The organism is Moorena sp. SIO4A1 (genome assembly GCF_010672065.1).
Taxonomy (GTDB): domain Bacteria; phylum Cyanobacteriota; class Cyanobacteriia; order Cyanobacteriales; family Coleofasciculaceae; genus Moorena.
Map to the genome: position 1 here is coordinate 1 of NZ_JAAHHX010000043.1, position 24838 is coordinate 24838.

At 44.7% G+C, this 24838-nt stretch carries 24 protein-coding genes and 3 pseudogenes; 11 read left to right on the top strand and 16 right to left on the bottom strand.

Annotation, left to right across the window (positions count from 1 at the left end; all coding sequences use genetic code 11):
• Positions 1-685: 685 nt before the first annotated feature.
• The 6 genes and pseudogenes from F6K53_RS24175 to F6K53_RS24195 all read right to left on the bottom strand — a co-directional run.
• A pseudogene (locus F6K53_RS24175) lies at positions 686-794 on the bottom strand (IS4 family transposase); the annotation flags it as partial.
• A 111-nt stretch (positions 795-905) separates the two neighbouring features.
• Positions 906-1172 (bottom strand): hypothetical protein, encoded by a 267-nt coding sequence (locus F6K53_RS24180; RefSeq protein WP_293030860.1) that lies wholly within the window; start codon positions 1170-1172, stop codon positions 906-908.
• The gene (locus F6K53_RS24185) at positions 1162-1743 is read right to left on the bottom strand and encodes an IS4 family transposase (protein WP_366511366.1); all 582 of its coding nucleotides are present in this window, start codon (positions 1741-1743) and stop codon (positions 1162-1164) included. The genes F6K53_RS24180 and F6K53_RS24185 overlap by 11 nt, the downstream gene beginning before the upstream one ends.
• Positions 1744-1745: 2 nt before the next feature.
• Positions 1746-1889 (bottom strand): annotated as a pseudogene (locus F6K53_RS46015) (hypothetical protein); the annotation flags it as partial.
• 201 nt (positions 1890-2090) lie between these two features.
• Positions 2091-2342, bottom strand: coding sequence for a hypothetical protein (locus tag F6K53_RS24190; protein WP_293082474.1), 252 nt, complete (start codon positions 2340-2342; stop codon positions 2091-2093).
• A gap of 395 nt (positions 2343-2737) precedes the next feature.
• Positions 2738-2938, bottom strand: coding sequence for a hypothetical protein (locus F6K53_RS24195; protein ID WP_075900035.1), 201 nt, complete (start codon positions 2936-2938; stop codon positions 2738-2740).
• 203 nt (positions 2939-3141) lie between these two features.
• On the opposite strand from F6K53_RS24195, the gene F6K53_RS24200 reads away from it, so the two are divergent.
• The 7 genes from F6K53_RS24200 to F6K53_RS24230 all read left to right on the top strand — a co-directional run bounded on the left by F6K53_RS24200 (position 3142) and on the right by F6K53_RS24230 (position 12663).
• On the top strand, positions 3142-3264 hold the full coding sequence (locus F6K53_RS24200) for a hypothetical protein (RefSeq protein WP_293068292.1): 123 nt from the start codon (positions 3142-3144) through the stop codon (positions 3262-3264).
• Between the two features lie 105 nt (positions 3265-3369).
• The gene (locus F6K53_RS24205) at positions 3370-3813 is read left to right on the top strand and encodes a hypothetical protein (RefSeq protein WP_293068294.1); all 444 of its coding nucleotides are present in this window, start codon (positions 3370-3372) and stop codon (positions 3811-3813) included.
• Positions 3761-4426, top strand: a complete 666-nt coding sequence (locus F6K53_RS24210) for a pentapeptide repeat-containing protein (RefSeq protein ID WP_293068296.1) — start codon at positions 3761-3763, stop codon at positions 4424-4426. Before F6K53_RS24205 ends, F6K53_RS24210 begins: the two co-directional genes overlap by 53 nt.
• Positions 4427-4924: 498 nt before the next feature.
• The gene (locus tag F6K53_RS24215) at positions 4925-5380 is read left to right on the top strand and encodes a DUF6335 family protein (RefSeq protein WP_293030426.1); all 456 of its coding nucleotides are present in this window, start codon (positions 4925-4927) and stop codon (positions 5378-5380) included.
• A 354-nt stretch (positions 5381-5734) separates the two neighbouring features.
• Positions 5735-6577, top strand: a complete 843-nt coding sequence (locus F6K53_RS24220) for an excalibur calcium-binding domain-containing protein (RefSeq protein WP_293068298.1) — start codon at positions 5735-5737, stop codon at positions 6575-6577.
• A gap of 80 nt (positions 6578-6657) precedes the next feature.
• Positions 6658-6822 carry a hypothetical protein gene (locus F6K53_RS24225; protein ID WP_293082477.1) on the top strand — a complete coding sequence of 55 codons (165 nt, stop codon included), beginning with the start codon at positions 6658-6660 and terminating at the stop codon, positions 6820-6822.
• 51 nt (positions 6823-6873) lie between these two features.
• A complete protein-coding gene (locus tag F6K53_RS24230; protein ID WP_364302743.1) occupies positions 6874-12663 on the top strand; it encodes an alpha-2-macroglobulin in 5790 nt (1929 codons plus the stop codon).
• A 423-nt stretch (positions 12664-13086) separates the two neighbouring features.
• Here the strand turns inward: F6K53_RS24230 and F6K53_RS24235 are convergent, their stop codons facing one another.
• On the bottom strand, positions 13087-14433 hold the full coding sequence (locus F6K53_RS24235; RefSeq protein ID WP_293021407.1) for a transposase: 1347 nt from the start codon (positions 14431-14433) through the stop codon (positions 13087-13089).
• A gap of 108 nt (positions 14434-14541) precedes the next feature.
• Between F6K53_RS24235 and F6K53_RS24240 the strand changes: the two genes are divergently transcribed.
• Positions 14542-14820, top strand: a complete 279-nt coding sequence (locus tag F6K53_RS24240) for a hypothetical protein (protein WP_293068302.1) — start codon at positions 14542-14544, stop codon at positions 14818-14820.
• Positions 14821-14903: 83 nt separating this feature from the next.
• Positions 14904-15716: a hypothetical protein gene (locus tag F6K53_RS24245; RefSeq protein ID WP_293021405.1), complete on the top strand. Its 813-nt coding sequence runs from the start codon at positions 14904-14906 to the stop codon at positions 15714-15716.
• Here F6K53_RS24245 and F6K53_RS24250 read toward each other — a convergent pair.
• The 5 genes and pseudogenes from F6K53_RS24250 to F6K53_RS24270 form a co-directional block, all read right to left on the bottom strand.
• Entirely contained in the window at positions 15681-15809 is a 129-nt protein-coding gene (locus F6K53_RS24250) for a hypothetical protein (RefSeq protein WP_293021404.1), read from the bottom strand. The genes F6K53_RS24245 and F6K53_RS24250 overlap by 36 nt on opposite strands.
• A 153-nt stretch (positions 15810-15962) precedes the next feature.
• Positions 15963-16085, bottom strand: a complete 123-nt coding sequence (locus tag F6K53_RS24255) for a hypothetical protein (protein ID WP_293068305.1) — start codon at positions 16083-16085, stop codon at positions 15963-15965.
• A gap of 369 nt (positions 16086-16454) precedes the next feature.
• Entirely contained in the window at positions 16455-17096 is a 642-nt protein-coding gene (locus F6K53_RS24260; RefSeq protein ID WP_293021402.1) for a tectonin domain-containing protein, read from the bottom strand.
• Between the two features lie 403 nt (positions 17097-17499).
• Positions 17500-17905, bottom strand: a pseudogene (locus F6K53_RS24265) (hypothetical protein).
• Entirely contained in the window at positions 17868-18038 is a 171-nt protein-coding gene (locus F6K53_RS24270) for a hypothetical protein (RefSeq protein WP_293068307.1), read from the bottom strand. The pseudogene F6K53_RS24265 and the gene F6K53_RS24270 overlap by 38 nt, the downstream one beginning before the upstream one ends.
• Here F6K53_RS24270 and F6K53_RS24275 point away from each other — a divergent pair.
• The gene (locus tag F6K53_RS24275; RefSeq protein ID WP_293046741.1) at positions 18031-18249 is read left to right on the top strand and encodes a hypothetical protein; all 219 of its coding nucleotides are present in this window, start codon (positions 18031-18033) and stop codon (positions 18247-18249) included. The two genes, F6K53_RS24270 and F6K53_RS24275, sit on opposite strands and share 8 nt — an antisense overlap.
• Before the next feature lie 15 nt (positions 18250-18264).
• On the opposite strand, the gene thrC is transcribed toward F6K53_RS24275, so the two are convergent.
• The 4 genes from thrC to F6K53_RS24295 all read right to left on the bottom strand — a co-directional run bounded on the left by thrC (position 18265) and on the right by F6K53_RS24295 (position 23841).
• Positions 18265-19365, bottom strand: coding sequence for a threonine synthase (gene thrC / locus F6K53_RS24280; protein WP_293021399.1), 1101 nt, complete (start codon positions 19363-19365; stop codon positions 18265-18267).
• Between the two features lie 188 nt (positions 19366-19553).
• Positions 19554-20963, bottom strand: a complete 1410-nt coding sequence (locus F6K53_RS24285) for a DEAD/DEAH box helicase (RefSeq protein WP_293021397.1) — start codon at positions 20961-20963, stop codon at positions 19554-19556.
• A gap of 793 nt (positions 20964-21756) precedes the next feature.
• Positions 21757-23079 carry a 30S ribosomal protein S12 methylthiotransferase RimO gene (gene rimO, locus F6K53_RS24290; protein ID WP_293021396.1) on the bottom strand — a complete coding sequence of 441 codons (1323 nt, stop codon included), beginning with the start codon at positions 23077-23079 and terminating at the stop codon, positions 21757-21759.
• A gap of 627 nt (positions 23080-23706) precedes the next feature.
• The gene (locus F6K53_RS24295; protein WP_293068311.1) at positions 23707-23841 is read right to left on the bottom strand and encodes a hypothetical protein; all 135 of its coding nucleotides are present in this window, start codon (positions 23839-23841) and stop codon (positions 23707-23709) included.
• A 107-nt stretch (positions 23842-23948) separates the two neighbouring features.
• On the opposite strand from F6K53_RS24295, the gene btpA reads away from it, so the two are divergent.
• Positions 23949-24779: a photosystem I biogenesis protein BtpA gene (gene btpA, locus F6K53_RS24300; protein ID WP_071104593.1), complete on the top strand. Its 831-nt coding sequence runs from the start codon at positions 23949-23951 to the stop codon at positions 24777-24779.
• Positions 24780-24838 lie beyond the last annotated feature (59 nt).

Genomic DNA, 24838 nt, shown 5'->3' on the forward strand with positions numbered 1-24838 from the left:
GAGTAGTTAAAAAAACTAGAGCTAAATTTCCTTCCAAGAAACCAATACATAAAGGAATTGGAGCCAAAAGTGAAACACGAACATTCTATGTAATCAATACTGCTTAGAGCTTAACCGAACCGTATTGGGAGTAGGGAAAAGAGAACAAAAATTCTCACAATTCATTTAGGATTGGTATATTTGATTATTTAAGGTTAGTAAGATTTAAGGTTTAAGGTTTAAGGTTTAAGGTTGCAGGTTTAAGGTTGAAGGTTTAAGGTTTAAGGTTGCAGGTTGAACGCGCACGCGTGTCTAAAGGCCAAGGTTTAAGGTATAAGGTTGTTCGCGTGGGTGCATCTCATATTTGTAAAAAAGTGCGGTAGGCTGCGTTAGGGGCGAGCTCACCAAAAAAAATGGCGTTGCTGAATCAAGGAATGAATGCATGATCATCTGGTTGTGGTCAAGCCCCCTAAATCCCCCAACTTTGGGGGACTTTGAAAGTCTTTTTCCCCCCAAAATTGGGGGGCTAGGGTGTGTTTTCTTGCCTCGGAGATCCCCCGTTGGTCCCCCTTAAAAAAGGGGGACTTTGACTATGGCTCCCCCCTTTTTTAAGCTATCCATTAGGCAAAAGTAGTCGAAACGGTGATAGAGACTAGGATGTAGAAGCAAGTTGTGAACCTTCAAACAAATGGTAGAAGGTCGTTTGCCCTCGCCAGAGAGTTTTCAGGCCAGGTTCACCATCTCCACTACGAGCCAAAAATCCACCCAAGCGCGCAATCGCTCATCAGAGCTTGATGAAGAGTAGGAGGTTTTTTCGAGCGGTTTTTGGGTTGAAATTTACGTCGCAAGAGTTTCCATTCCGCTGGAGAGAAAACAACTTGGCAAGAAGCATTCGGATTAAGTCGAGCGAGATTACGTCAACCACATTAGTCGCCAAGCAACAATGTTATAAGTAGCCAATGCTTTGAGTAAACGCTCTCGGGTTTGGAGTTGAAGTTTTTCGCGCGCGTCAACCACTTTTTAGCGGTTTTGTGAAAGCGTTCTATAAGCCATCGATAGCTATACCACCGTACACATTGCCAAGCTTGTTGGAAGTCATCAATGGGTAGAGTAGTGAGCAACAACCAACGAATAGGTTGACTACCATCAGCCGGTTTCTCCGTTTCTTCTACCAGTAGTACGTTAATTTCCACTGGATGGAGATTGTGAGGTTTGGGGTGATGCATGAGGTACTTCCAGTGTGACTCTCATCCCTCGGATTTGCAATGTTGCTTGACGAGCTCGACGTTTGGGATTACGCTCCAAGTTAATGGTCATTGTACCTAAAATTGACCCTTGTTCAATCATCGGTAACAGATATCCCATCTCCTCTTTCACTCTGCGGTTATACTCTCCTCTAATCAGTAATTCGCTATTGGCAGAGCGCTTTTGGGCAAATAACTCAAAGATATCAGCCTCACGATCTGCAACATGTATAAGCTGGATTTTTTCGGCTAGTCCTTCTTCGGCTCCTTTAGCTGTCTGTAACCATCGATAGCTTTCTTTTTCTTGAATTGGTTTTTTCTTGCGTTCTTTTTTCTTTCCACTCCTTTGCTTTCTTGTCCAACTCTGCTGATGTAGCATTCCCAATGGTTCTCCTTTGCTACTTACTGCTATACAGCTATGAACTTTGATTCCTTGTTGAGGAGTCTGATTGATATATCCCAAATCTTTGGTTGCTTCATGTGTTGTATACTCCAAGTCGGTCGTATCCTGTATAGCCAGTACTACTCACGGCGACCGACACACCTCCTGACTACACCTTCCCTGTGTGAAGCCAATATTTGTGTTTTTTTCACTTTCTCATTTGACCAAAATCTGTAGATACTTTGGCTTTTGTTCGCATTACCACTCGCTTTCGGTACTGTTTCTCCTGGATGTTCGCGCTATGAGCAACAGTGTCTTTCTCAATCTTTTGGCATGGCGTATGTCCTGAAAAATTTTGGATTTATTTCCTGGCTTATCCAATCCTTCATTTGTTCTTCTTCATCCCCTGATTGACTTTTCCTCTGATACTCTCACAACCTTAGCCTTGCTGTCCACAAAGTGCGAACACGATTGTTAAGTTGATACTACAACTGGGAAAGATTGGGCGGCGCAGCGGAGGTTGAAGCGCTCCCTACGGTATCTTGCCACGCCAGTACAGTGTTTGGGTGGGGAGCAGCTTCAACCCGCCCAATAAGCGCGAAGCGTTTCCCAGTGGCGATAGCTATGATTTGGCCTAGCCTCTCTAAGAGTTGGCAATCGCACTCTTGGGAGACCCCTATTCGTCTAGCGATCGCACTTCTTATTTTGCGATCGCACTTCTTATTTTGCGATCGCACTTCTTATTTTGTGATCGCAGTCTTGGGAAACCCCTATTCGTCTAATAATGGCTCTCACCACTCCTCTCCCAATCCTTGCCTAAATCCTAGTCTCTATCACCGTTTCGACTACTTTTGCCTAATGGATAGCTTAAAAAAGGGGGGCTGGGGGGGATCATAATCTTGCGGAAAACTTTGAAAACACGCCCTAGGGGGGCAAAACCATACCCAGAATCAGCAACGCCAAAAAAATAGCCGTAGAAATACTATCCACGGCTATTTAAATGACTTATGTCACTGAGTTCCCAAACCGAAACTGATGTGATCTTATTTGATTGAGCTTGGTCTTTCGGCCACCCTACGGGACCAGACCGGAGCCAAGGCTCTGGGGGGAAGCCCCCCCAGAAATTAAGGTGTTATGGCAACAGCCAATACTTCATCATGGTTGTCTTCACTTCCCCTGGAGTTTCAGTAGGTTCCAAAGGGCTCCAGTCGGCAATCTCCCCATAGCCAAGGGAATAAAACCTTTGCATACTATGGATTACGGCTTGACGAGGACCTTTTAGAGTGTGCTCAACAGGTTGTTTCTTGAAGTTTTGGTTAGAGTATTTTGACATAAGTCAGAACTTGAAATCATTGTGGCTTTATATTAATTATTGTAATGATTATAATTTAAGTTGTCAAGGGTTTTTATAAGTTTTTATTTGGAAGTTTTAGAGATAGTTAAAAAAAATGATTGGAGCAGGGAGACTATGTAATAATAATTGAAATTATAGCGTTTATAGGACTCATGATGTACATATAATTATTTTACTACTGGTTGTTCCCTGTTCCCTATTCCCTGTTCCCTGTTCCCTGTTACCTATTCCCTATTCCCTGTTACCTATTCCCTGTTACCTATTCCTTATTGCCTATTCTCTGTTCAAAACTTCTGATGCTATAGTTATGCTAAATCAGCAAGACTATGACAGAGTTTAGCCAGGGTAATAAAACTAAAAAACTAACTATCGCCGCTTCTTAAAAAGGTGTATAAACAGCGAAAAAGGCTTTGGATAAGCTAGGATTTGAGTTAAAAAGTAACTTTCCAAAGTCACAAGGGATAAGTCACTATACAGTTACAAAATTTTTTAAGTCAGAGCCAATTCAGCTTGATTTATTTAAACGGATATGCGAGGGATTGACCCTAGACTGGAAAGAAATTGCGGGAATAGCAGAAGAACAAGCATCAGAACAGCTAAACAAAACTGATGGCAGTAGCTCAGAGCTGGTGAAGGGTGTAGAGCAAAGTGAATCCCTGAGCCAAAAAGAGACTGTAATCGAGAGACACAGTGAAACAATCAAAGCTGTTCTTGTATTAGAAGGAGATATAAATTCAGTTCAACCTTCAAAACTGATTGAATCTATTTTACAACAATCTTCAGGATACACGATCAACATTATTGATATTAAAACCAAGCCGCTTAATCCTAGAGTGCTCTCAAGAGGCGATTGAACAGCTTGAAGCTCGGATAAAATCAGAAGACCTAAAAGAATTAAGCGGTTTTCCTATTAAAGATATTCAAATTTTGAACGAAAGGTCAGATGATGAAGAAAATAGCAACCTTGATCATAAATGGCGTCTAGTGGCAGAGATTACCAGCAGTGGAGCTGTGGGTCGAGATTTGAGGGGTGCGGACCTTAGTGATGCCGACCTCAGTGATACGAAGCTTAGTGGTGCTAATCTATGTGATGCGGACTTGAGGGGTGCAGACCTTAGTGGTGCCGACTTAAGTGGTGCCGACTTCAATGATGCAGACCTGAGTGGTGCCCACCTCAGTAGTGCTAACCTGATTCGTGCTAACTTGATTCGTGCTAACTTGAGTGGTGCCAACCTCACTGGTGTTAACCTGATTCGTGCCAAGCTGATTGGTGCCAATTTCAGTAATGCCAACCTCAGTGGTACTAACCTCAGTGGTGCTAACCTTAATGGTGCCGACCTCACTCGTGCCCAGCTCAGGGATGCTAAAGTCAAAAATGCCCGATTCGCATATATTTTAGGAATTGATGAATCCACCAAGCTTGAGCTAATTAAAAGAGGAGCAATTTTTTATAATTTTCCAGCTTAACCCTCTGAAATTAGTTCTTGAAACATTACCAGTTATGTGTATTAAAAAAAAGCGATCGCTTTTTTTACATAACTGGTAATTCGACGGATAATTTATGTGTATAAAAAAAAAGCGATCGCATAACTTACATAACTGGTAATTAGTCTAAAGGTAGGTGAACCTAAAGGATAAATCCTAATTTTAAATTCTTCAGCTAGGGTTTAAACAAAGCGACCAATCACTTTTTTATAAAGTTCATATTCAGGGGAAGGATCCATGATTTCTAGCTTCCCAGGATTGTAGGTAAGGCGTAAGCAGCGATAGTTTTACAATTTATTGAGTAATGTTTAATAGTGTTGCTAACTGATCCCATAGCGTTATATTCCTTATAATGCTGGGGTAAAGGGAGTGATGGTCATAGGGAGAGTGCTTTGGAATTATAGTTATTTTAGCAGTACAATTTAATTAGAAGGAGACTAGTTATGAATCAAGCAATGACACTAATCAGGAGTAACGATTATGAAAGATTACAAGAACAACGATGTAGTCAACTCTTATGAAATTCTGAAACGAGAGGAAGGGTATACTGACAACCGTAATACAGAAGAAGTCTTTTTAGCAGACCTGACTGGAATAGAAGACCCTGACCGGATTTTTGAGGGTGTAGTTGACCGTGACACTGGGATGGGACGCACCTTGGAGAAGTTGAGAACTAGCAAACTATCCGGTGGCAATGTCACCGGTGGCGATATTTACGATAATTGGTATCAGGCTGAAGTAGTGGGTGAAGAAGCAGTTGGAGGAGAAACGCCCACTCCTGACCAAAATGTAACTGAAGACTTGCTGGAGTCCATGGGAATTTCTTCAGTTGATGGTGAAGCTGTCCAAACTCGAGACAAGTTAGAGGTTCGCGATCACCTCCGCTGGGAGCTGAACCCTGAATCTTCTGAAGATTACTCCCAACACTTGAAATAAGTTCCTGTTGGCAACGGATGGCTTAACGGATGTCAGGGATGGGGAGAGGGATTGATGGTTTTTTGCGAATCCATTAGTTTGGGAATTGATTAGTTTGGGAAGATCGGGACTTAAACTCTAAAAAACCTCTAAAAGAGGGGAGAGTTGCTGCCAACCTTAGTTTTCCCCTCTAGTTCAATCCCGATAAATCAGACAACTACAGCTAAGGATAAAATGATTATTTATACTCAAAAAAAATAAGTAATTTTCTGGCGGCTTCTGTGTTATATATATACTACATTTGAAGCATGTATTTGGGTTGATCAATTGGAAAAATTAACGTAAAGTCTTGAAAGTAATCTCAATCATAGAATAGTGAAACAAATTTTACTGAGAAGCTTTAAAGCTTTGGTGATGACAGTTATGTTGATGCTTTCGATAGTAGCATCACTGACTAGTTACCCCGATCTAGCCCTAGCCCAAACATATCTTAACTTCTCCAGCCCTGGTTCTCAGGTTGAAATCCTACATCCAACTGGTTTTGTTAACCTAAATAATGGCTCGTTCACACCTAATTTTGGAGCTGTAGCTAACATTTTCAATGGCAATGGACTGACTGGTAGCGGCACGGAACTGGATCAACTCCACGTAGCTGGAGGAAATTCAGATAACTTTCTCTCAGCGAAGCTAAATCATTGTGCAACGGCAGCTGATGTAAACTTTGACTTTGACTTTGGCAGCCCAGTCGTCTTGAATACACTAGCCCTATGGAATTACAATGCTTTCAATACAACGGCAACTAATCGGGGTATCAAAGACTTTATCTTAGTTCTCTCTAACAAAGCAGATTTTAGTGATCCAGTTTTTGAATCTTCAACCCTAACTCTGCCTAAAGGACCTGCAACCAATATTCCGGCTACTATCTTCTCTTTTCCTAATGTGAAAGCTCAGTTTGCCAGAATCGATGTTGTCTCCAACTATGGACCGACAAGTCTGATTGGCTTATCTGAGGTTCGTTTTGCCAAGATGGTTAGTAACACAACACCTAACTCGTCTCCTGCTCCACAACCTGAATTGCCCAATTGCGTGAATACAGATTGCAATTGTTCAGATTTCAGTACTCAAGCTGAAGCCCAACAGGTGCTTGATGCCTTTCCCGGCGACCCGCACCGGCTAGACCGTGATAAAGATGGTATCGCTTGTGAGTCACTGCCCTAAACAAAGTGGGCGTTGCTGAATCTTCGCGCTGAATAGGAGTAGAGTGGGCATCCTGCCCGCCCGGGAATGAAACAGGCAAGATGCCTGTTCCACGCCTGATGCCCATTCTACCAAGATCGCCGAACGGGCAAGATGCCCATTCTACCAAGATCGCCGAACGGGCAAGATGCCCATTCCACCTAACTATTAAAATCATTCCATTATTGATACTTAGCTGCAACAAGCGCCCTACCCCGGCGAGTTAACGAAACTTAGGGCAATCCTGCCAAATTAAAAAATCTGAGCTTTAATCAAAAATGGAAGCTCCAAAAGGAAAATCTAGGCACGCCATGGGTAGGGTAATTAAAACAGCCATAGGGTTATTACTGGGATTATCTCTCATCCTAGGAATAATAAGCTGTGATAGCGCTAAACTAACGTCAGGGTTTCAACCCTTACCAGCAGTAGCTCCCCTACCGATGCCTCAAATCCCAGAGTGGATTGAACAAATTAGTCCCATCGGCATGGCTGAGCCCCTTTCCCAAATTCGGATTCGCTTCAAAGACCCCCTGATTCCCGTTGAACGCTTGGGAAGTCCGAATCAGCGGGAAATCTTACAGAAATTTGAAATCATACCCCCTATCCCTGGGAAATTTCGTTTCTTAACCCCACGGATGGTAGGATTCCAAGCTGACCAAGCTCTGCCTCTAGCCGCTCGTGTCCAAGTTACCATCAAAGCAGGATTAGCTGACCTAAACAATCATAGTCTAGAACAAGACTTAGCCTGGACCTTCAATACTGCCCCGATCCAGTTAACCAATTTGCCAGCAACTCAGCGGAATCCAGAAGCGGAACCAGAACCGATTGCTCTGGAGCCTAAGTTAGAGTTTACCTCCAATACCCAATTGGATCTCGCTTCAGTAAACCAGCACTTGACCATGACACCGAAAGGTCAGACTCAGAGTGTCAAGCTAGATGTAGCCCTTAAGGAACAAGCAGATGTTTCCAATGAGTATAGGCAACCCGCTCAGGAATTTAACCCTTCGTTGCGGCAATGGATTTATACGATCACCCCTAAGCAACCCCTCACTAAAGCTACCGATTACAAATTAGCCTTTGCCCCTGGAGTGCGTCCCGCTCGCGGCAATATCGCGACCGAAACCGCTTTCGTTAGTCAAGTCAAAACCTTTGACCCCTTGACCTATCAGGAAACCACATTTTACGGACAGCCAGAGGCGGGAGGCGCTTATGGACGGTTTGTGAAAGGGGCAGCTCGGTTGGAATTTAATAATGGTTTGCTGGCCTCTTCCGCCATGGAGCATATTACGGTTGAGCCTGCTCCCAAGGAAGCTCCCAAATTGGTGCAAGCTTATGATGGCAATCGATTCGTTAACCTTAATCCTTGGGCATTAGAACCAGAAATTACCTATACCGTTACTCTCGGTGCTAATCTCACTGACCAATTTGGGCAAACCTTGGGTGAACCTGTAACCTTTAAATACCAAACAGGGGATTTAGCAGGGGATATCTGGGCTCCCTCGGATTTGCATATCTTTCCCTCTACCCTAAAACGCAATTCCGAGTCCCTACAGTTGAATATTTCTACAGTCAATTTACCGCAACCGGAGTATAAAGCGGCTTATCGCATCGTTCAACCTACTGACTTGGTCTATAAAGATTCCGCTTATCCCAGTGGCAAGAGCAATGATTTATTACCGAACCCAAGTCAATGGGAGCGTTTCCGGGTAGCGGGAAAGAAAAATAAAACCACTAATATCGCGGTTTCCCTGAGGAAACGACTGGGAGGTTCAACGGGAATGTTGGCCTATGGGGTGCAAGCGAAAACCTATCGCTATCAAGATGGGAATGGAAACGAAAAGTGGTGGGAACCAAAGTATTATGGCATGGTGCAGCTGACCAATTTGGGAGTGTTTGCGCAATGGTTTCCTGATTCGGGTTTGGTGCAAGTGAATCATCTGTCCGATGGCTCACCAGCAGCAGCAACGGTAGAGATATATAAGTCTGAGCTGAATGCTTCCTATCGAGGGTCACCAAAACCCTGTGCGATCGCAAAAACTGACAGAACTGGCACCATCGCCCTAACCAGCCAGGCTCTACGTCAATGTATGAATGGGGCAACGCGCTTCACTAAAGGCCCGAAATTACTGGTAATAGCTAAAGAAGGCAAAGACTGGGCATTTACTCGAACCAATGAATATAGTGGGTATTATGGCTACGGGATTTATTCAGACTGGGACAATGGCAAACCCAAATCCCGAGGCACTATTTTCTCAGACAGACAGCTTTACCAACCAGGAGAAAAGGCTTGGTTCACCGCAGCAGCCTATTATCTGGAAAAAGATAACCTCACCCAAGACAAAAATGCATCTTATCAGGTCACGCTGGTCGAACCCAATGGTAAGAAGACAGACTTAGGCACTAAGACAACCAATGAATTTGGTACCTTCTCCTTAGAATTACCCCTGAAAGAGAATCAACCCCTAGGTTTCTATACCGTTGAAGCCAGGGGAAGCAATGGCAGAGAAATTTCAGGTGGTTTCCGAGTAGCTGAGTTTAATCCTCCTAACTTTAAAGTTGACCTGACCCTTGCTCAAAAATTTGCTAACATGGGCGAGAAGGTGGACGCTAATGTCCAAGGAAATTATTGGTTTGGTTCAAATGTAGATGGGGGTAAGGTTGCCTATTATGTCACCCGCACCCCCTTCTACTTTACTCCAGCAGGATGGGAAGAGTTTTCCTTTGGTCAGCAGTGGTTTTGGCCCCAGGAAAGACCGCAAGTTACCAGTGATGTCCTCCAAACTAATCAAACTTTAAGTGAGTCTGGGGAAAGTAGTCTAACTATTCCGGTGACGAAAGACCTGCCCTATCCCATGACTTACCGGGTGGATGCCCAAGTTACCGATGTCTCGAATCTGTCGGTATCCGATTCTAAAACATTTACAGCTTTACCTAGCGATAAACTAATTGGATTAAAAGGGGATTGGGTGGCGGATGCCGGAAAACCATTCCCTCTAGAAGTGATTGTTACTGACCCCACGGGTAAATTAATCAAAGGACAATCAGTACGCCTGGAACTGCAAGAAATGAAATACAGCAGTGTCACCCAGGTCTTGGCAGGGAGTCAGCGAGAAAAGAATCAGGTGGAATACAAAACCGTGAAAGAGGTAACTGTCCGTTCCGGTAGTAGTCCGAAATCCATCAAGCTCACTCCCCCCTCATCCGGTTCTTATCGAATTCGCGCTAACTTTGCTAAAGCGAAAAATGACTTAGCAGCAACAGACTTGCAAATTTGGGCAACCGGTGGAAACGCAGTGTACTGGGGGTCTCGCTATGATAACTCTCGCCTGGATATCAAACTAGACAAGGATAGCTATAAGCCTGGGGAAACAGCCACAGCCTTGATTCAATCTCCTTATGCCGAAGGGGAATTGTATTTTTCAGTAGTTCGGAACAATACCCTCTATCGCAAAGTAGTCAAAGTTAAAGGGGGTGCGCCAGAGATTAAGTTCAAAGTCACTCCGGAGATGGTACCTAATGCCGCAGTAGAAGCAGTAGTAGTGCGCCAAGGCAAACCCCTCTCCCAAGTTGAGCCGGGGAGTGTAGAAAATCTGGTGCGGATTGGTTTTGCTCCCTTTAATACCAGCTTGGATGATAACTATCTCAAGGTAACAGAGACATTGCAGTCTAAGTCCATTGAACCTGGTGCTAAGCAAACTGTGGAATTAGCATTGCAAGATTCTAAGGGTAAACCTGTAAAGGGACAGTTTACCGTCATGGTTGTCAATGAAGCTATCTTGCAACTGAGTGGCTACCAAGTACCGGATTTAGTAGAGACCGTGTATGCTCAGCAAGATATTTCCACTCGCTTCAGTGATAACCGTCCTAAGGTGGTGCTAGAAAAGCTAGCGATGGAAATGACGCAAAAAGGCTGGGGCTATGGTGGAGGACAGTCTTCTGGGGCAGCTAGTACTCGGATTCGCACGGAATTCAAACCCTTAGCCTACTACAATGGTTCACTGGTAACAGATGCCAATGGTAAAGCAAGGGTAACCTTTAAACTACCAGATAACTTAACCACTTGGCGGGTGATGGCAGTAGCAACGGATGGCAACCTACACTTTGGTAATGGCCAGGCTACCTTTATCACCACCAAGCGGCTGATGGCTAATCCAGTATTACCTCAATTTGCTCGTCCAGGCGATCGCTTTAAAGCTGGGATAGCGCTAATTAATAATACTGGGCAAACGGGAGATTTACAAATTAATGGACAACTGACCGGTGCCGTTCAGTTTGATGGTGGTAAAGGGCCTACGCTGAATCAAAAAACCTCAGCCAAGACCGGAACCAGTGGTTATCGTTTTCCGATGGTAGCCAATAACTTGGGTAAAGCTAAAGTCAAGTTTACGACTAAGCTCAATGGTAATCAGGATGGGTTTGAAGTACCTTTAGCTGTTAAACCGGTTGACATGACTGAGCAAGTGGTGGAATCGGGAGTAACCAGGACTCAAGTAAAAATCCCAGTGAATATAGCTAGTAACGTGGTACCTGACAGGGGAGGGTTAGAGATTTCCCTGGCTAGCACTCTGATTCCTGAAATTACTGCTCCGGCTAAGCAAGTCTTGGATAACGAAGACTTACCCTTCTTAGAACCGGTAGCAAGTAAATTAGCGATCGCATCCAATTTGGAAATACTCGGCAAACAATATGGTCAGACCTTTGCTGAGTTTAACCCTAGCCAACAAGGCACTGAGGCTATCAAACAGTTACAGAAACTTCAGCGACCAGATGGTGGCTTTGCCAGATGGCCCGGACGAAAATCCTCAGACCCCTTTGTTTCTCCCTATGCTGCTACTGCTCTAGCTCGGGCGAAAGCAGCAGGATTACCAGTAGATGCTGGGATGGTGAGCCGTCTCCAGAACTACTTGCAGAAAATATTGGCAAATCCTGGTCAGTATGATTATTGCAAGAGCGTAGTGTGTAAGAGTAAGGTGCGATTAGAAGCACTGATGGGGTTAGCAGAACTCGGTCAGACCCGCAGTGACTTCCTAGGATACCTTTCTGAACAGAGCAGTAACTTCGACCGGGTCACTCAGATTAAATTAGCGCGTTACTTATTCCAGTTTCCTCAGTGGCGGAGCCAAGCCCAAACTTTAGTCAATCAGTTTCAGGAAAGCATCTATCAAACTGGGCGTTCAGCTCGGATAAACTTACCCCAAAGCTGGCGTTGGCTGGATTCTTCTACAACTGCACAAGCTCAAGCCTTGCGCCTATATATCGCCCAAAACAGCTCAGCCGAGGTTCGCAGTAAACTATTACAAGGGTTATTAGAGTTACGGCGAGACGGCACTTGGCAAACTAGCTACGATAATGCCCAAGCCTTGAGTGCCTTAGTAGACTATAGTCGATTACAGCCTACACCCCCGAGCTTTGGAGCAACGGTACAACTAGCCGGGAAAAAACTTGGCTCAGCCCAGTTCCAGGGGTATCAGAAACCTAGTCAATCGATTCAGGTTACAATGGATAACTTACCCCGAGGTCGCCATGACTTGATTGTCAAAAAATCTGGTTCAGGGACTCTACACTACTTAACCAGCTATCGTTATCGCTTACAAGGCAATCAACCCGGTCGGTTTAATGGATTACGAGTAAACAAGACCATACGTCCCGCTAATCAGGAAAAGGTATTGCGAAAGATTGGACTGTATGCTCTCAAAGAGCCATTAACAGTACCAGCGGGACAAGTGTTTGATATTGGCGTGGAGGTGATTACCGATCATCCAGTGGATCATGTCGTGATCGAAGATCTCTTACCAGCTGGCTTAGAAGCCGTCGATACTAGTTTCCAAACTGCTACCCCTTACTTCCAAGCTCAACAGGATAGCTGGCAAATCGATTATCAGAAAATCCATCGCGATCGCATTGTGGCTTATGCCGATCGATTGGAAGCTGGTGTCTATAATTTACATTATCTGGTGCGCTCAGTTACACCAGGAACCTATTTATGGCCCCCTGCCCAAGCACACCTCAACTATGCCCCAGAAGAATTTGGCAGGTCGGCTTCCTCTACGTTAGTGATTAGTGATTAATGATTAGTTAATTATTAATTGTTAATTGCTAATTGCTAATTACCATTTTGCTTTTGCCTTAAATGGCTCTCCTAGGGTGGCTATGATAAATTACTATAAAATAATCGCTATAGCCCTTACTAAGTAAGGTTTTTAGTAATTTAAAAATGCAATTTTAATAAAAGCGATGCAGCGCGGTCTTGGGGGTTTCCACGGGGCTTACAAGGTGCGGACGCAGGTTCCGCACACAGCCCCTCCCCATGAGCGACTGCATCAAGACAATGTATTTTGATTTTATTGAATCCCTTGCTATTTAAGGGGTTAAGCTCATTTAAACTACTAATTTACTATAATCAGTCTAGGAGAGCCCCTTAAATTGACAACTTAAACTTATTGAATACCCTTATGAACTACCCCGCCCTGGACGTTCGCCTTTGGCGTGGCCTACGGCCAGGACGGGGTATCAGCAGACCCGTCTGATGAGCGCGATTTTTGACGCTTCATCTTTCCCAGTTGCTTCATCGATCCAGTATGTTTACTGGTCTTTGAAGTAGAGCTAGAAAATCCACGTTTTTCGAGGTCAGTCCCGTACCCCGGCTGATTTCCATTAGCTGCTTTGAACATCACCATTGCGCTTGTTTTGTCTCTATCAAGTTCAAACCCACAAGCATCACAGCTGTGGTATCTATTTGATAGTTCAGCCCATTCTTTGTGAACTTTTCCACATTTTGGACAGCGCTGAGATGGTTTTAGCTGTCTAGTTGGTAACTGAAGGACAATTCCGCCTTTGAGTTCAATTTTGTAGGTCAGCATTTTATTGATAGTACCGAATCCTACATCTAAAATGGCTTTGTTCAATCCAGCTTTTTGCTTCTTTCTTTTTGACCCTTTTTTTGCTTTTCGGGTCATCCCTTTCGTGTTGAGTTTTTCAGTTACGCCGATGTCATAACGACTAGATAAATCTGACGTAACCTTGTGTTGCCAGTCTTTGCGCGCCAAGCCAACTTTTCTTTTTAACTGGGATTCCTTTTTGTTGGCTTTTTTCCAACGCTTAGACGCCAAAATACCTTTTTTGAAATTAGGAGCTTGCTTTCTACGTTTTTCTTTCCCGGCTGCCTTCACTTTAGGCTCTAGAGTTTTAGTAAAACGCTGGTTAGCTATCTCCTCAAACTCGCTGCCATTGAAGGCTGTGATTGCTGTCTCAGTCCCCAGGTCATAGGCTATGATCTTCTTGTACGTCAAATCAGATTCTGAGCCATATTTAGTTAATGGGGTTTCTGCTTTGACAGTTATTGAAGCATACCAAGCGTTTAGACTAGGCTTATAAGTAATTGTTAAGGTTGTTGGTGTTCCCCAAAACTTTGCCTGCCCACGCATCTTTATAGTGAGACCGAGGTCGTTCAGTGTCAAAGTCCCATGCTTCCCGTCAGTATTCACTTTCCAGCCAGCTTTACTGGGGTAAGTCCATCCGGAGTATTTCCGAATTGGCTTATATTTTGGGATTCCAGCTAATCCTTGAAAGAACCGATTATAAGCCAGGTCTACTCTCTTTAGAGTAGCTTGCAAAGACGTACTATATAACTCCTTATATTCCGGCCAGCATTTTTTGAAATCAGGCAAACAGTTTTGCTGATCAAAATATCCTATAGACTTTTTGTTTACTTTCCACTCATAACGACGATCAGCTATCCCAGCGTTGTAGAGTAACTGGTGCAGTTTTCTCGCATAAAACATCTTTGATGTAGCTGTTTTATTGGGATATATACGGAACGTCTGCCTAAAAATCGCCATAAGTGGAATCACCTCCTTGAATCTCGTGCTATTTGTTTGCTATTATTTTAATATAGTTGATAGTAAATATAAATGTCAAGCATAAAAAGGAAAAAAACTCAGAAAAGAATGAGAGGAGCACCTGATCATTATGACGAACTAAAAAAACAACACGGAATTTGGTTAACAGACACTACTTGGAAATGGTTGCAGTTAGCAGCTAAAGATTCCGGGGTAAGCGTTGGAGAGTATATAGAGAGCTGGGTAAGAAAACAGGCTTCTGGTATTTGTTCGCGTAGCGTGGCCGTAAGCCAAGGGGCTATCCATCCCCCACCTGAAAGTTCGCTTAGCGTGGCCTTTGGCCAGGTGGGAGAATTTCGCCCCCTTAAACTCCCCCTATTTTGTTAAAGTTGATGGTACTAAATTCATATCCGAATCAAAAACCGAATCCCAATAAAAAACCATATGTCCGCCCCTTGGAGGTCAAGCTAATGTTAGAGTTTAATAAATCTTCAGCTATCGACATCGATAAAGGAAATTCGAAAAAAACTAATAATCATGAAACCATTGAAACCGTTGTCAAAACGGACAATCAGGAAACTAAGCCAATAGGCTTAACTGAGCCAAAATTTTGGTCGAAGCCCCTGATTGGACATATCGCCATAACTTCTGTATTGGTTTTACTTATTACTGTAGGAGTCATATTTCTGTATTCCTTAGGTAACTACCAAACCCAAAAGTGGTTGTTGCCCCCAAGAGAACCAGTTGCCTATACTGAGACCATCGCTGATGCTGCTCCCCTTGAACAAGAAAGAATTAGTGACCAAATCCAAGAAATCCAAGCGCGAGACCAAAGACATTTTAAAATGATGACATTCTTCTACAACAATTACTATATGTCTAAGTTAATGACCTATGGTACAGCAATTGTAGCAGGAATTTGTTTACTCTTTATTATTCGATCAGGTTGGAATAGTACTCACCCTTATGTGATTAATATCTTCGTAGTGGTTTCAGCATCAGCTATTCTGTTTGGAAATATTCCGGGATTATTCCGGTATGAGGACAGTATTGTCAATAACAAACAGTTATACCTGAACTATGCATCTCTACAGAATGAGGTAACTAGCTACTTGGTGACAGGCCAAGATATCGATGGGAATCCTAGAGAAATGAAATACTTTATTAATCACATTGATAAGGAATTAAGTCGATTAAATCGACTGCCAATTGGGTTTGAGAGAACTCCACTATTAAATTATCCCACTTTATATAGCAGCTCTCAATTGGATAAGGGACTTTAGTCCTGGGTTATAGGGAGTAGGGAGTAGGGAGTAGGGAGTCGGGAGTCGGGAGTCGGGAGTCGGGAGTCGGGAGTCGGGAGGTAGCTTGCTCATGGGGGGACTCTCATGAGCAACTGCATCAAGACTACGATTGTATAATCAACGAGCTCTAAAAGCTAGGTCGCTTATATAGTCTGCGTTTTAGCTTATATATAGTCTGCGTTTTAGCTTATTTCCTTACCCCCTCAGGCTTGATCGATGAAGATTCTAAGACGAACACAGAATTTCCGGGTCTAGTGTACTGAGGCTCGGAGTACCGATTTCCCCAACTGCGCGAATCACTAAATCAGGGCATTTGCGTCCAGGGTCAAGGCAAGAAGCAATAAGCATATGCTTATTGATAAAAAGACCGCGTCATTCTCAACAAATTAACTCTATTGCGAGTACAGTTCTACGAGATTATAGGGGTTTCGAGCCACGATCAACCGATATCCAGCCAATGCACATTATGAGCCATTTTTTCTTGCGCTTACCCTGGTAATTAGGCGTTGCTGAATTAAGGAATGAATGCGGGATAATTTGGTTTTATTAAAGCCCCCTAAATCCCCCGAGCGAGCAATCCCTCGCTCGGGGGACGCAAGAGAGTTTTGTTCCCCCCAAGCGAGCAATCCCTCGCTTGGGTGGCTAGGGGGGCGTGCGCCATACCCAGAATCAGCAACGCCGGTAATTAAGCCTCTTTCTCTGGGTTAATTGTTCAAGTTATTTTACACGGTTCCTAAGTAGTCGGTTTGCAGCCAAGAGGCTGTTTAAACCACTGCCCTCCCAGGGAATAGAAGATCTGATAAATGCACCATTCACTAGCTTATAATAATTATCATCAGTGCCGATTAACCAGACATTCTCCGATGCATCTACTGATATCTGCTTGCCCTCAGAGCCAGATGGAGTCTGTACAAATGATCCGTTCTTTAGCTCATATGTATTGGTGTCCGTTCCAATTATCCAAACCGTAGTAGTGTCGTATACGGAGATCTCCAGTGCTTTAGAGCCAGATGGAGTCTGTACAAATGATCCGTTCTCTAGCTTATATGTATTGGTGTCCGTTCCAACTATCCAAACTTGGGTTGGATCAGCTATACCAACAGATATGCGAATAGCTTTACTGCCCTGCGGTTGTTGAACAAAGCTATTTCCTTCAAGTTTATAAGTGAATAATTCTCCAGCCCCGATTGCCCAAACATTTTCACTGTCACCAACTGCTATTTGAACTGCTTCAAAATCTGGGTCTACCCTTTGCCAACCCTGTAATGAATATTTGAAAACTCTTTGTTGATTGTCAATGCCAAAAGCGGTACCATCAGAACCAACAGAGATGTCCAGCATGGTCTCGAAGTCACTCATATAAAACTCCTGTGAGTGTGGAAACTACATGTATGTATTTGCAGATTGACTGAAAAAAGATCAGTGTCATTAATTTCAATCAACACATTTATATAATGTTTGATTTAACCTAGACTTTGCAGTACCCCTGAGGGTACCTTTTGTACTATTTTCGGATATTGTGTAAAATGGCTCTCCTAGTTTGGCCAGGGTAAGCGCAAGAAGCAATAAGCATATCCTTATTGATAAAAAGACCGCGTCATTCTCAACAAATTAACTCTATTGCGAGTACAGTTATAAGAGATTATAGGGGTTTCGAGCCACGATCAACCGATATCCAGCCAATGCACATTATGAGCCATTTTTTCTTGCGCTTACCCTGCATTTGCGTCGGATTTGAGTTGGGTAAGCTGGGTCAACATTCTCATCCATTAGATACTTCAGTGCCATTGGCTTTCAACTGGGCTTGTCTTTCTGCTTTGATTTTCCGGAGTCGAGCAACAGCAGGATGAGGATTCAAGGCTTGAGCTTTACGCTGTTGATGTGCCCACTCTAGCCAGTCAGCAATGTATTGACTAACTGTGTCTTTGTTCTGTAGGTAATAAAGAATTGTGGCATAGACCTCTTCCAAGGTCAGAGTTGAGTAGATTTTCGCAATTTCTTCAGCAGTGCGTCCTTGTCTTGATGCAGTCGCTCATGGGGGAAACCCCCAAGACCGCGCTGCATCGCTTAAATAGATACTCGTACAACACAGTTTCAATCCCAATCCGATGACCTTTTATCCGAATGTCATCAGGAGCCAGAAAGTTGAAATACTCTTCTAGTTGCATAAGGAATTTGATGGCGATAGTGTTTTGAAATGAGATGCTCTACTAGGATTGATGGAAACAGGGAATCGGGAGTCGGGAGTCGGGAGTCGGGATACAGAAAGGTAGCGCTATAAGACCATCGAACCTTGGCCAATAGGCCACGCTACGCCAACAACCGACGAACCTTGGCCTATTGGCCACGCTACGCGAACAACCGACGAACCTTGGCCTATTGGCCACGCTACGCCAACAACCGACGAACCTTGGCCTATTGGCCACGCTACGCGAACAACCTTCAACCGGTTAACCTTCAACCGGTTAACCTACCCTTCGGGAACGCCAAAGGCGAACAACATAACAACTGACGTTACCACTCATCTTTAAGCCTCTTTTGGCTTTAACCCCATCACCTCTGCCACAGCAGCAGTTGTGGGCTCAATCCCTTCTGTCAATGGGTTTTTGCTGTGTTCGATAGCAGTATCTGGATCTTTGAGACCATTACCTGTCAATACACAAACCACAGTTGCTCCTGTGGGTACCTGGTCTTTTACTTTCAACAAACCAGCGACTGATGTGGCGCTAGCTGGTTCACAAAAAATTCCTTCTTGGGATGCCAATAACCGATAGGCATCTAAAATTTCTTGATCGGTAACACTATTAAATGCCCCTTTACTAGCTTCTTGGGCTGCGATCGCTTTTTCCCAGCTAGCTGGGTTACCCACCCGAATTGCCGTTGCAATGGTTTCGGGATGCTCTAGGACTTTGCCAGCGACAATCGGAGATGCTCCAGATGCTTGAAATCCCATCATTTGGGGTAAGCGATCGCATTTCCCCTGCTGATGGTACTGGCAAAAGCCCATCCAGTAGGCACAAATATTACCAGCATTGCCCACTGGTATGCACAGCCAATCAGGAGCATCACCTAAGTTGTCCACTATCTCAAACGCAGCTGTCTTTTGACCTTCTAAGCGATAAGGATTGAGGGAATTGACCAAGGTCACGGGATACTTGGATGCCATTTCCCGGACAATTGTCAAGCAGTCATCAAAATTTCCCTTAATGGCGATTACTGTCGCTCCATATACCAACGCTTGGGCTAATTTCCCCAGAGCTACATAACCATCAGGAACAATTACAAATGCCCGCATTCCCCCCCGACGAGCGTAGGCTGCTGCTGATGCCGAGGTATTTCCGGTACTAGCACAGATTACCGCTTGGTCTCCTGCTTCCTTAGCTTTTGAAATCGCCATGGTCATGCCCCGGTCTTTAAAACTACCGGTAGGATTGAGACCATCATATTTCACCAGTACCTTTACTCCTCTGCCAATAATTTTGGCAATAGTGGGGACAGGAATTAAAGGAGTGTTACCTTCGAGTAAGGTTACCACTGGTGTGGAGTCAGTGACTGGCAAATAAGGACGGTAAGCCTCAACTAAGCCAGGCCAGTTGAGTGAAGTAGAAACAGACAGACTTAAAGCCACGTTTGGTTAGGGAAGTATTCAGGGTGAAGTATCAAGTGTGAAGTGTGAAGTATGAAGCATGAAGTATGAAGCATGAAGGTTATGATTTGTCAACCCTTCCATTGATTTTTATTGCTTACTCAGCAACTGGTATATTGTGCTACTTCATCCAATACGCCTTCATCCTTTACACTTCATCTTTGTCTATCTTATCTTGACTGATTCTGAATCACAGGCTTTCTCGGTTTTTCTGACCGATGGCGTTTGTCTGTGTTAAGCCGCAGTTTGGGACGTTCCACCATTCGTTCTTCGATATCGTCACTAATGGGGGGTTGAGTTTTGTCATAGAACAACTGCAATGCTGCCGCTGCGATCGCATGAGCATCATATTCTTCTTCCAATTCCCGTACAACTGGCAAGAAAGAAGCCATCCGTTCCCCTGATAAAGCTTCCCGTAACTCTGCCTGCAGTCTTTCTAAGCGCCGGGCTTCAATTTGTGAGCGGGTCGGAATCCGGGTAACTTCCAACCGTTGCCGCACCTTGCGCTCAATCTGGTAGAGTTTACGGCGTTCAAAGGGTTGAATCAGGGTAATTGCTGTTCCTGTCTTACCAGCACGACCGGTACGACCAATGCGGTGAATATAGCTTTCTACTTGATCTGGCAGGTCAAAATTGATCACATGGGTCAGATGATCCACATCTAGACCACGGGCAGCAATATCGGTTGCTACTACCCAACGCACTTGATTTTTCCGGAACCGATACAATAACCGCTCCCGCTGACTCTGACTCAAATCACCGTGGTACTCATCCACACTGTGACCAGCCGCTTGTAATTGGTTGGTTAGTTCAGCAGCCGCTTTTCGTGTTCGCACAAAAATGATTGAAGCTTCTGGGTCTTCCAGTTCCAGAATCGGATGGAGAGCCCTGATTTTTGAGCAGCCACGGGGTACCATGTAAACTCGCTGTTCAATGCGCGCTGGTGCTGCTTTCGATTGCTGAACTTTAACAGTGACCGGGGATTTCAGGAATTTGCTGACTAGGTCCTGAATTGGCCGGGGCATAGTTGCTGAGAAGCAAGTAGTCTGACGCTCTTCGGGAGTCTGTTGCAGGATTTTCTTAACATCATCGATAAAGCCCATGCTTAACATTTCATCCGCTTCATCGAGTACCACCCAGCTCAGGTTTTCCAGCTTCAGGTCTCCCCGGTCTAGCAAGTCAATCACCCGTCCGGGAGTTCCTACCACAATCTGAGCGCCTTTGTAGAGCATCCGAATTTGCCGCTCAATGGACTGACCACCGCAGACGGTTAGTATATGCAATCGACGGTCCTCACTGAAGTCCCGAATCGCTTGGTTAACTTGCTGGGCTAACTCTCGGGTTGGGGTTAGAATTAAGGCTTGTACGGTTCGCTTGTCCAAGTCAATGCGATCTAGCATTGGTAGGGAAAACGCTGCTGTTTTGCCAGTACCGGTTTGAGACATACCGAGTACATCATGGCCATTGAGCAGTTCAGGAATAGCTTGGGCTTGGATAGTAGTAGGTGTAGTGAAGCCGATTTTTTCGAGTTGGCTTACACAAGTTTCAGACAATCCCAGGCTTTGGAAAGAAACGGTCATAAGTTATTTTTCGATTTTTCGTTGGTTAGTTGTGGTTTTTTTCTGGTAAGTCAGAAAGTTAGTAGTTGAACGTGTGAGGAAACACTGTCATGGCTATAAAGACAGTGAGCCTTCAGGTTTTACTCACCATGGTTTTTGCCTTGACAAACCTATGATGAGATTAGATGAGTAGAAAGCGGTTTAGTTTCCACCCATTTGGTTAGGTGCGCTTTCCGTTGGCGAATTAAATTCGCCACGGGTCGCACCTGTTGATAGGCATCAACTCCTAAGTTGCACCTTGTCCCATAGGCAGTCGCGCTTTGGCTTAAACCCCCTCAGGTCGGGGCTGCATCGCGCTTCACCATCAGCTGGGGTCTGTTGCGACCTATTTAGTGTGTCTAAAAGCTTGAGATTAGGTTCATCCCACTAGAACACGTCTTACAGACGCAATGGTTAATGCCCTAGACACAGTTGTCAGGTTGAGGGTGGCTCCTTAGCTAGGTATTGCCCGTTGGATTGGGGTGGGTTAAATCATCCCAAATTTGACCCTCAAAGCTGAATTGATGCACCGCTCAGCTAGTTTTTACCCCCTAAGCAGGTCTTTTAAGTGTGCCGTTTACGCTGCCGTTTAGTGTGCGCTTTAGTGTGCCATTACTATGGGCGACAGACACCTGCTTTTGATAAGGCTAGAGGCCTTGTGAAAAGCTCCATAATCTAAAAGACCAAGGATTATGTCTGGTTCAGGATTGACCAGATTACTTGCCCTAGTGGTGGAGTGTTTAATTCCAGCCCCTAGTTAAAGCCTGTGGCTTGTTTACGGAGGTAGTACTACAGAACCATACAAGTCGTAGAAATCACAATCAGTAATTTCTACTGATACTATGGTTCCTAAAGAGGCATCACCTTGAACGTAGACCAATCCATCCACCTCAGGGGCAAACCTGGCACTGCGACCAATAAATTCACCCGTTAAGGGATTTTCTTGTTCTATGAGAACATCAACTATCTTGCCCAGACAGTTTTGATTTTTTTTCAAGGAAATCGGTTGTTGAACTGCCATCAGGGCATCCCGTCTGGCATCCATCACCCCTTGGGGCAACTGATTAGGCAATTTGTATGCTGCTGTTCCCTCCTCCGCAGAAAAGGTAAACACTCCAACATGGTCAAATTCATGATGCTGGACAAATTCCAGCAAGTGTTCAAAGTGCTGCTCTGTCTCGCCGGGAAACCCGACAATAAAGGTGGTTCGCAACACTGCATCAGGAAGTGCAGTTTTTAGTTGCGTGATTATAGCGTCATTTACTCGTCCCTGCCAAGGACGGTTCATGGAGCGGAGGATTTCTGGATGGGAGTGCTGTAGAGGCAAATCGAGATAAGGAAGAACATTATGAGTTTCCTGAATGGCTTTTATGACGGATGGGGTTAAACCGGTGGGATAGGCGTAGTGGATCCGAATCCAGGGGATGTCTACTTCACCTAATGCTCTCAACAGTTCTGGCAGTTTCGGTTCGCCGTATATGTCTAAACCATAGTTGGTGGTGATTTGGGAAATTAAAATCAGCTCTTGAACCCCTTGAGATGCCAACTGCTCGGCTTCCGCAACAATGGATTCTATGGTACGCGATCGCTGCTTTCCCCGGAGGTGCGGAATTATACAGAAGGAACAGCGGTAATCACACCCTTCTGCGACCCGCAGGTAAGCAACCCCTTCAGAAGTTGTTCGGTAGCGTGGCGTTGTTTCGTCAGCAATGTAGGTTGGTTCAGTAGAAACCTCTTGAACGCGATCGCCTGTTTCTACTCTTTGGATTACATCTACTATTTTATGGTAGTCCCCGGTTCCCACCACTGCCACTGCCTCTGGCAACTCTTCCAATAGTTGGCTTTGGAAGTGTTGAGCCATACAGCCGGTAATCACAATTTTTTGATCAGCTTCCGCCAGTTCTACCAGCGTGCGCACTGATTCTCGCCGCGCTTCTTCTATAAAACTACAGGTATTTACAATAACATAGTCAGCTAATTCTTCATTGGCATCTACCTGGTATCCTGCCTGCACCAGCAGACCCAGCATATGTTCGGTATCAATGCGATTTTTCTCGCACCCCAAGTGAGATATTGCTACAGTTGGCTTTTTGCCCATTCATTCATCATTTTATATTGTACTACGGCTTAGTCACATAACCTACTGCCCTTTACCAGAACCTTACACCATTGATTGAGCTTGGTGTGATTGAGCTTAGTGTGTAAGTGATGTGCTCAACTCCTAATCTGCTCTGCTAATCTACTAGTACTGATGTTCCATGTTGATTTCACTATCAAAACCTATACACTCATTCTAAATTAAATTTTATTAAAATATTCAAAAAAATATGAGGAAATCTAAAAATATCCCTCACAGAAAATCATGGGCTCGCGGGGATCGTGACTCCAACGGGCTCGTGTTGGTAAGCTCCCTCTATGGGGGAGCGGGGGGCTGAGCTCCTACAGGGATTAAATCGAGTAGTGCTGATCTGGGCTCTTAACCACAAGCAGCTCGAAAAGCTCAAAGTTGACAGGACAAAGGTACAATCTACTGGTACTATATATAATCCTATTTTACCCTTGACCTAGCATCAGTAGGCATCAAAAACAGATGTAGTAGTTTTAGGGCTCACCTCTGTTAACCTACCACCACTAGAAATCGTCTTCAGGAATTAAGGTGCTTGCTTTGGGGATAGCACTGACCGATACAATTGGTTTGAGCGACTGGTTTTAGCAACCGGGAGAACTAAATCCCAGGTTTCATCAAATAGAGTAAGCACCATAGCTTTACCATTAATGCCAGTGGTAGACCGATGCCAGAAAGCGATGCAGCGCGGTCTTGGGGGTTTCCCCCATGAGCGACTGCATCAAGACAAGGCATCCGACCTCTCAATTCCCAAGTTTTCTACAGGGGGCGCTGAGGCGCTCTATCTGTAGCTTTTCCTCCCCGCTCCCTGATGAGATGGGGCTTCCAAACATCCCACGATTGTGAACTTAGAGCAAATTTTCCAGACACCGAATCCGATCATAGGAGTTGTGCATTTGCTGCCACTCCCTACTTCCCCGCGCTGGGGGGGTAGCCTGCAAGCTGTGATTGACCGAGCCGAGCAAGAGGTCACCGCCTTAGGGTCTGGTGGAGTCGATGGGGTGATTGTTGAGAATTTTTTCGACGCCCCATTTACTAAAAACCAGGTCGATCCAGCAGTAGTCAGTACCATGACGATCATAGTCCAGCGACTGATGAACCTGGTTCCCATACCAATAGGGATCAATATTTTACGCAATGATGCTCATAGTGCTTTAGCAATTGCTACTTGTGTAGGGGCTAAATTTATCCGTGTTAATGTTCTGACTGGGATTATGGCAACAGACCAGGGGTTAATTGAGGGACAGGCTCATACACTCTTGCGCTACCGTCGGGCACTGGGTAGTGATGTTAAGATTCTTGCTGATGTTCTAGTCAAACATGGACAACCTTTGGAGTCACCGAATATCACCATAGCTGTACAAGAAACCATAGAGCGGGGGTTAGCTGATGGTGTGATTCTCTCTGGCTGGGGAACCGGTACTCCTACTAATCCCCAAGACCTGGTGTTAGCCTCGGCGGCGGCTAAGGGCAAACCAGTGTTTATTGGCAGTGGGGCTAATTGGGAAAATATCTCCACCCTGATGCAATATGCTGATGGGGTAATTGTCTCTAGTTCCCTCAAGCGTCGTGGACAAATTGATCAACCTATTGATCCGATTCGGGTCAGTCAATTTGTGGAAGCAGTACGCAGTAGTGTGTCTGCTAAACAAGAAGAAAAACCAATTGTTTGAAGGTTGGCCAGTTGAAGGTTGAAGGTTGGCCGGTTGAACGCGCACGCGTGGCCAATAGG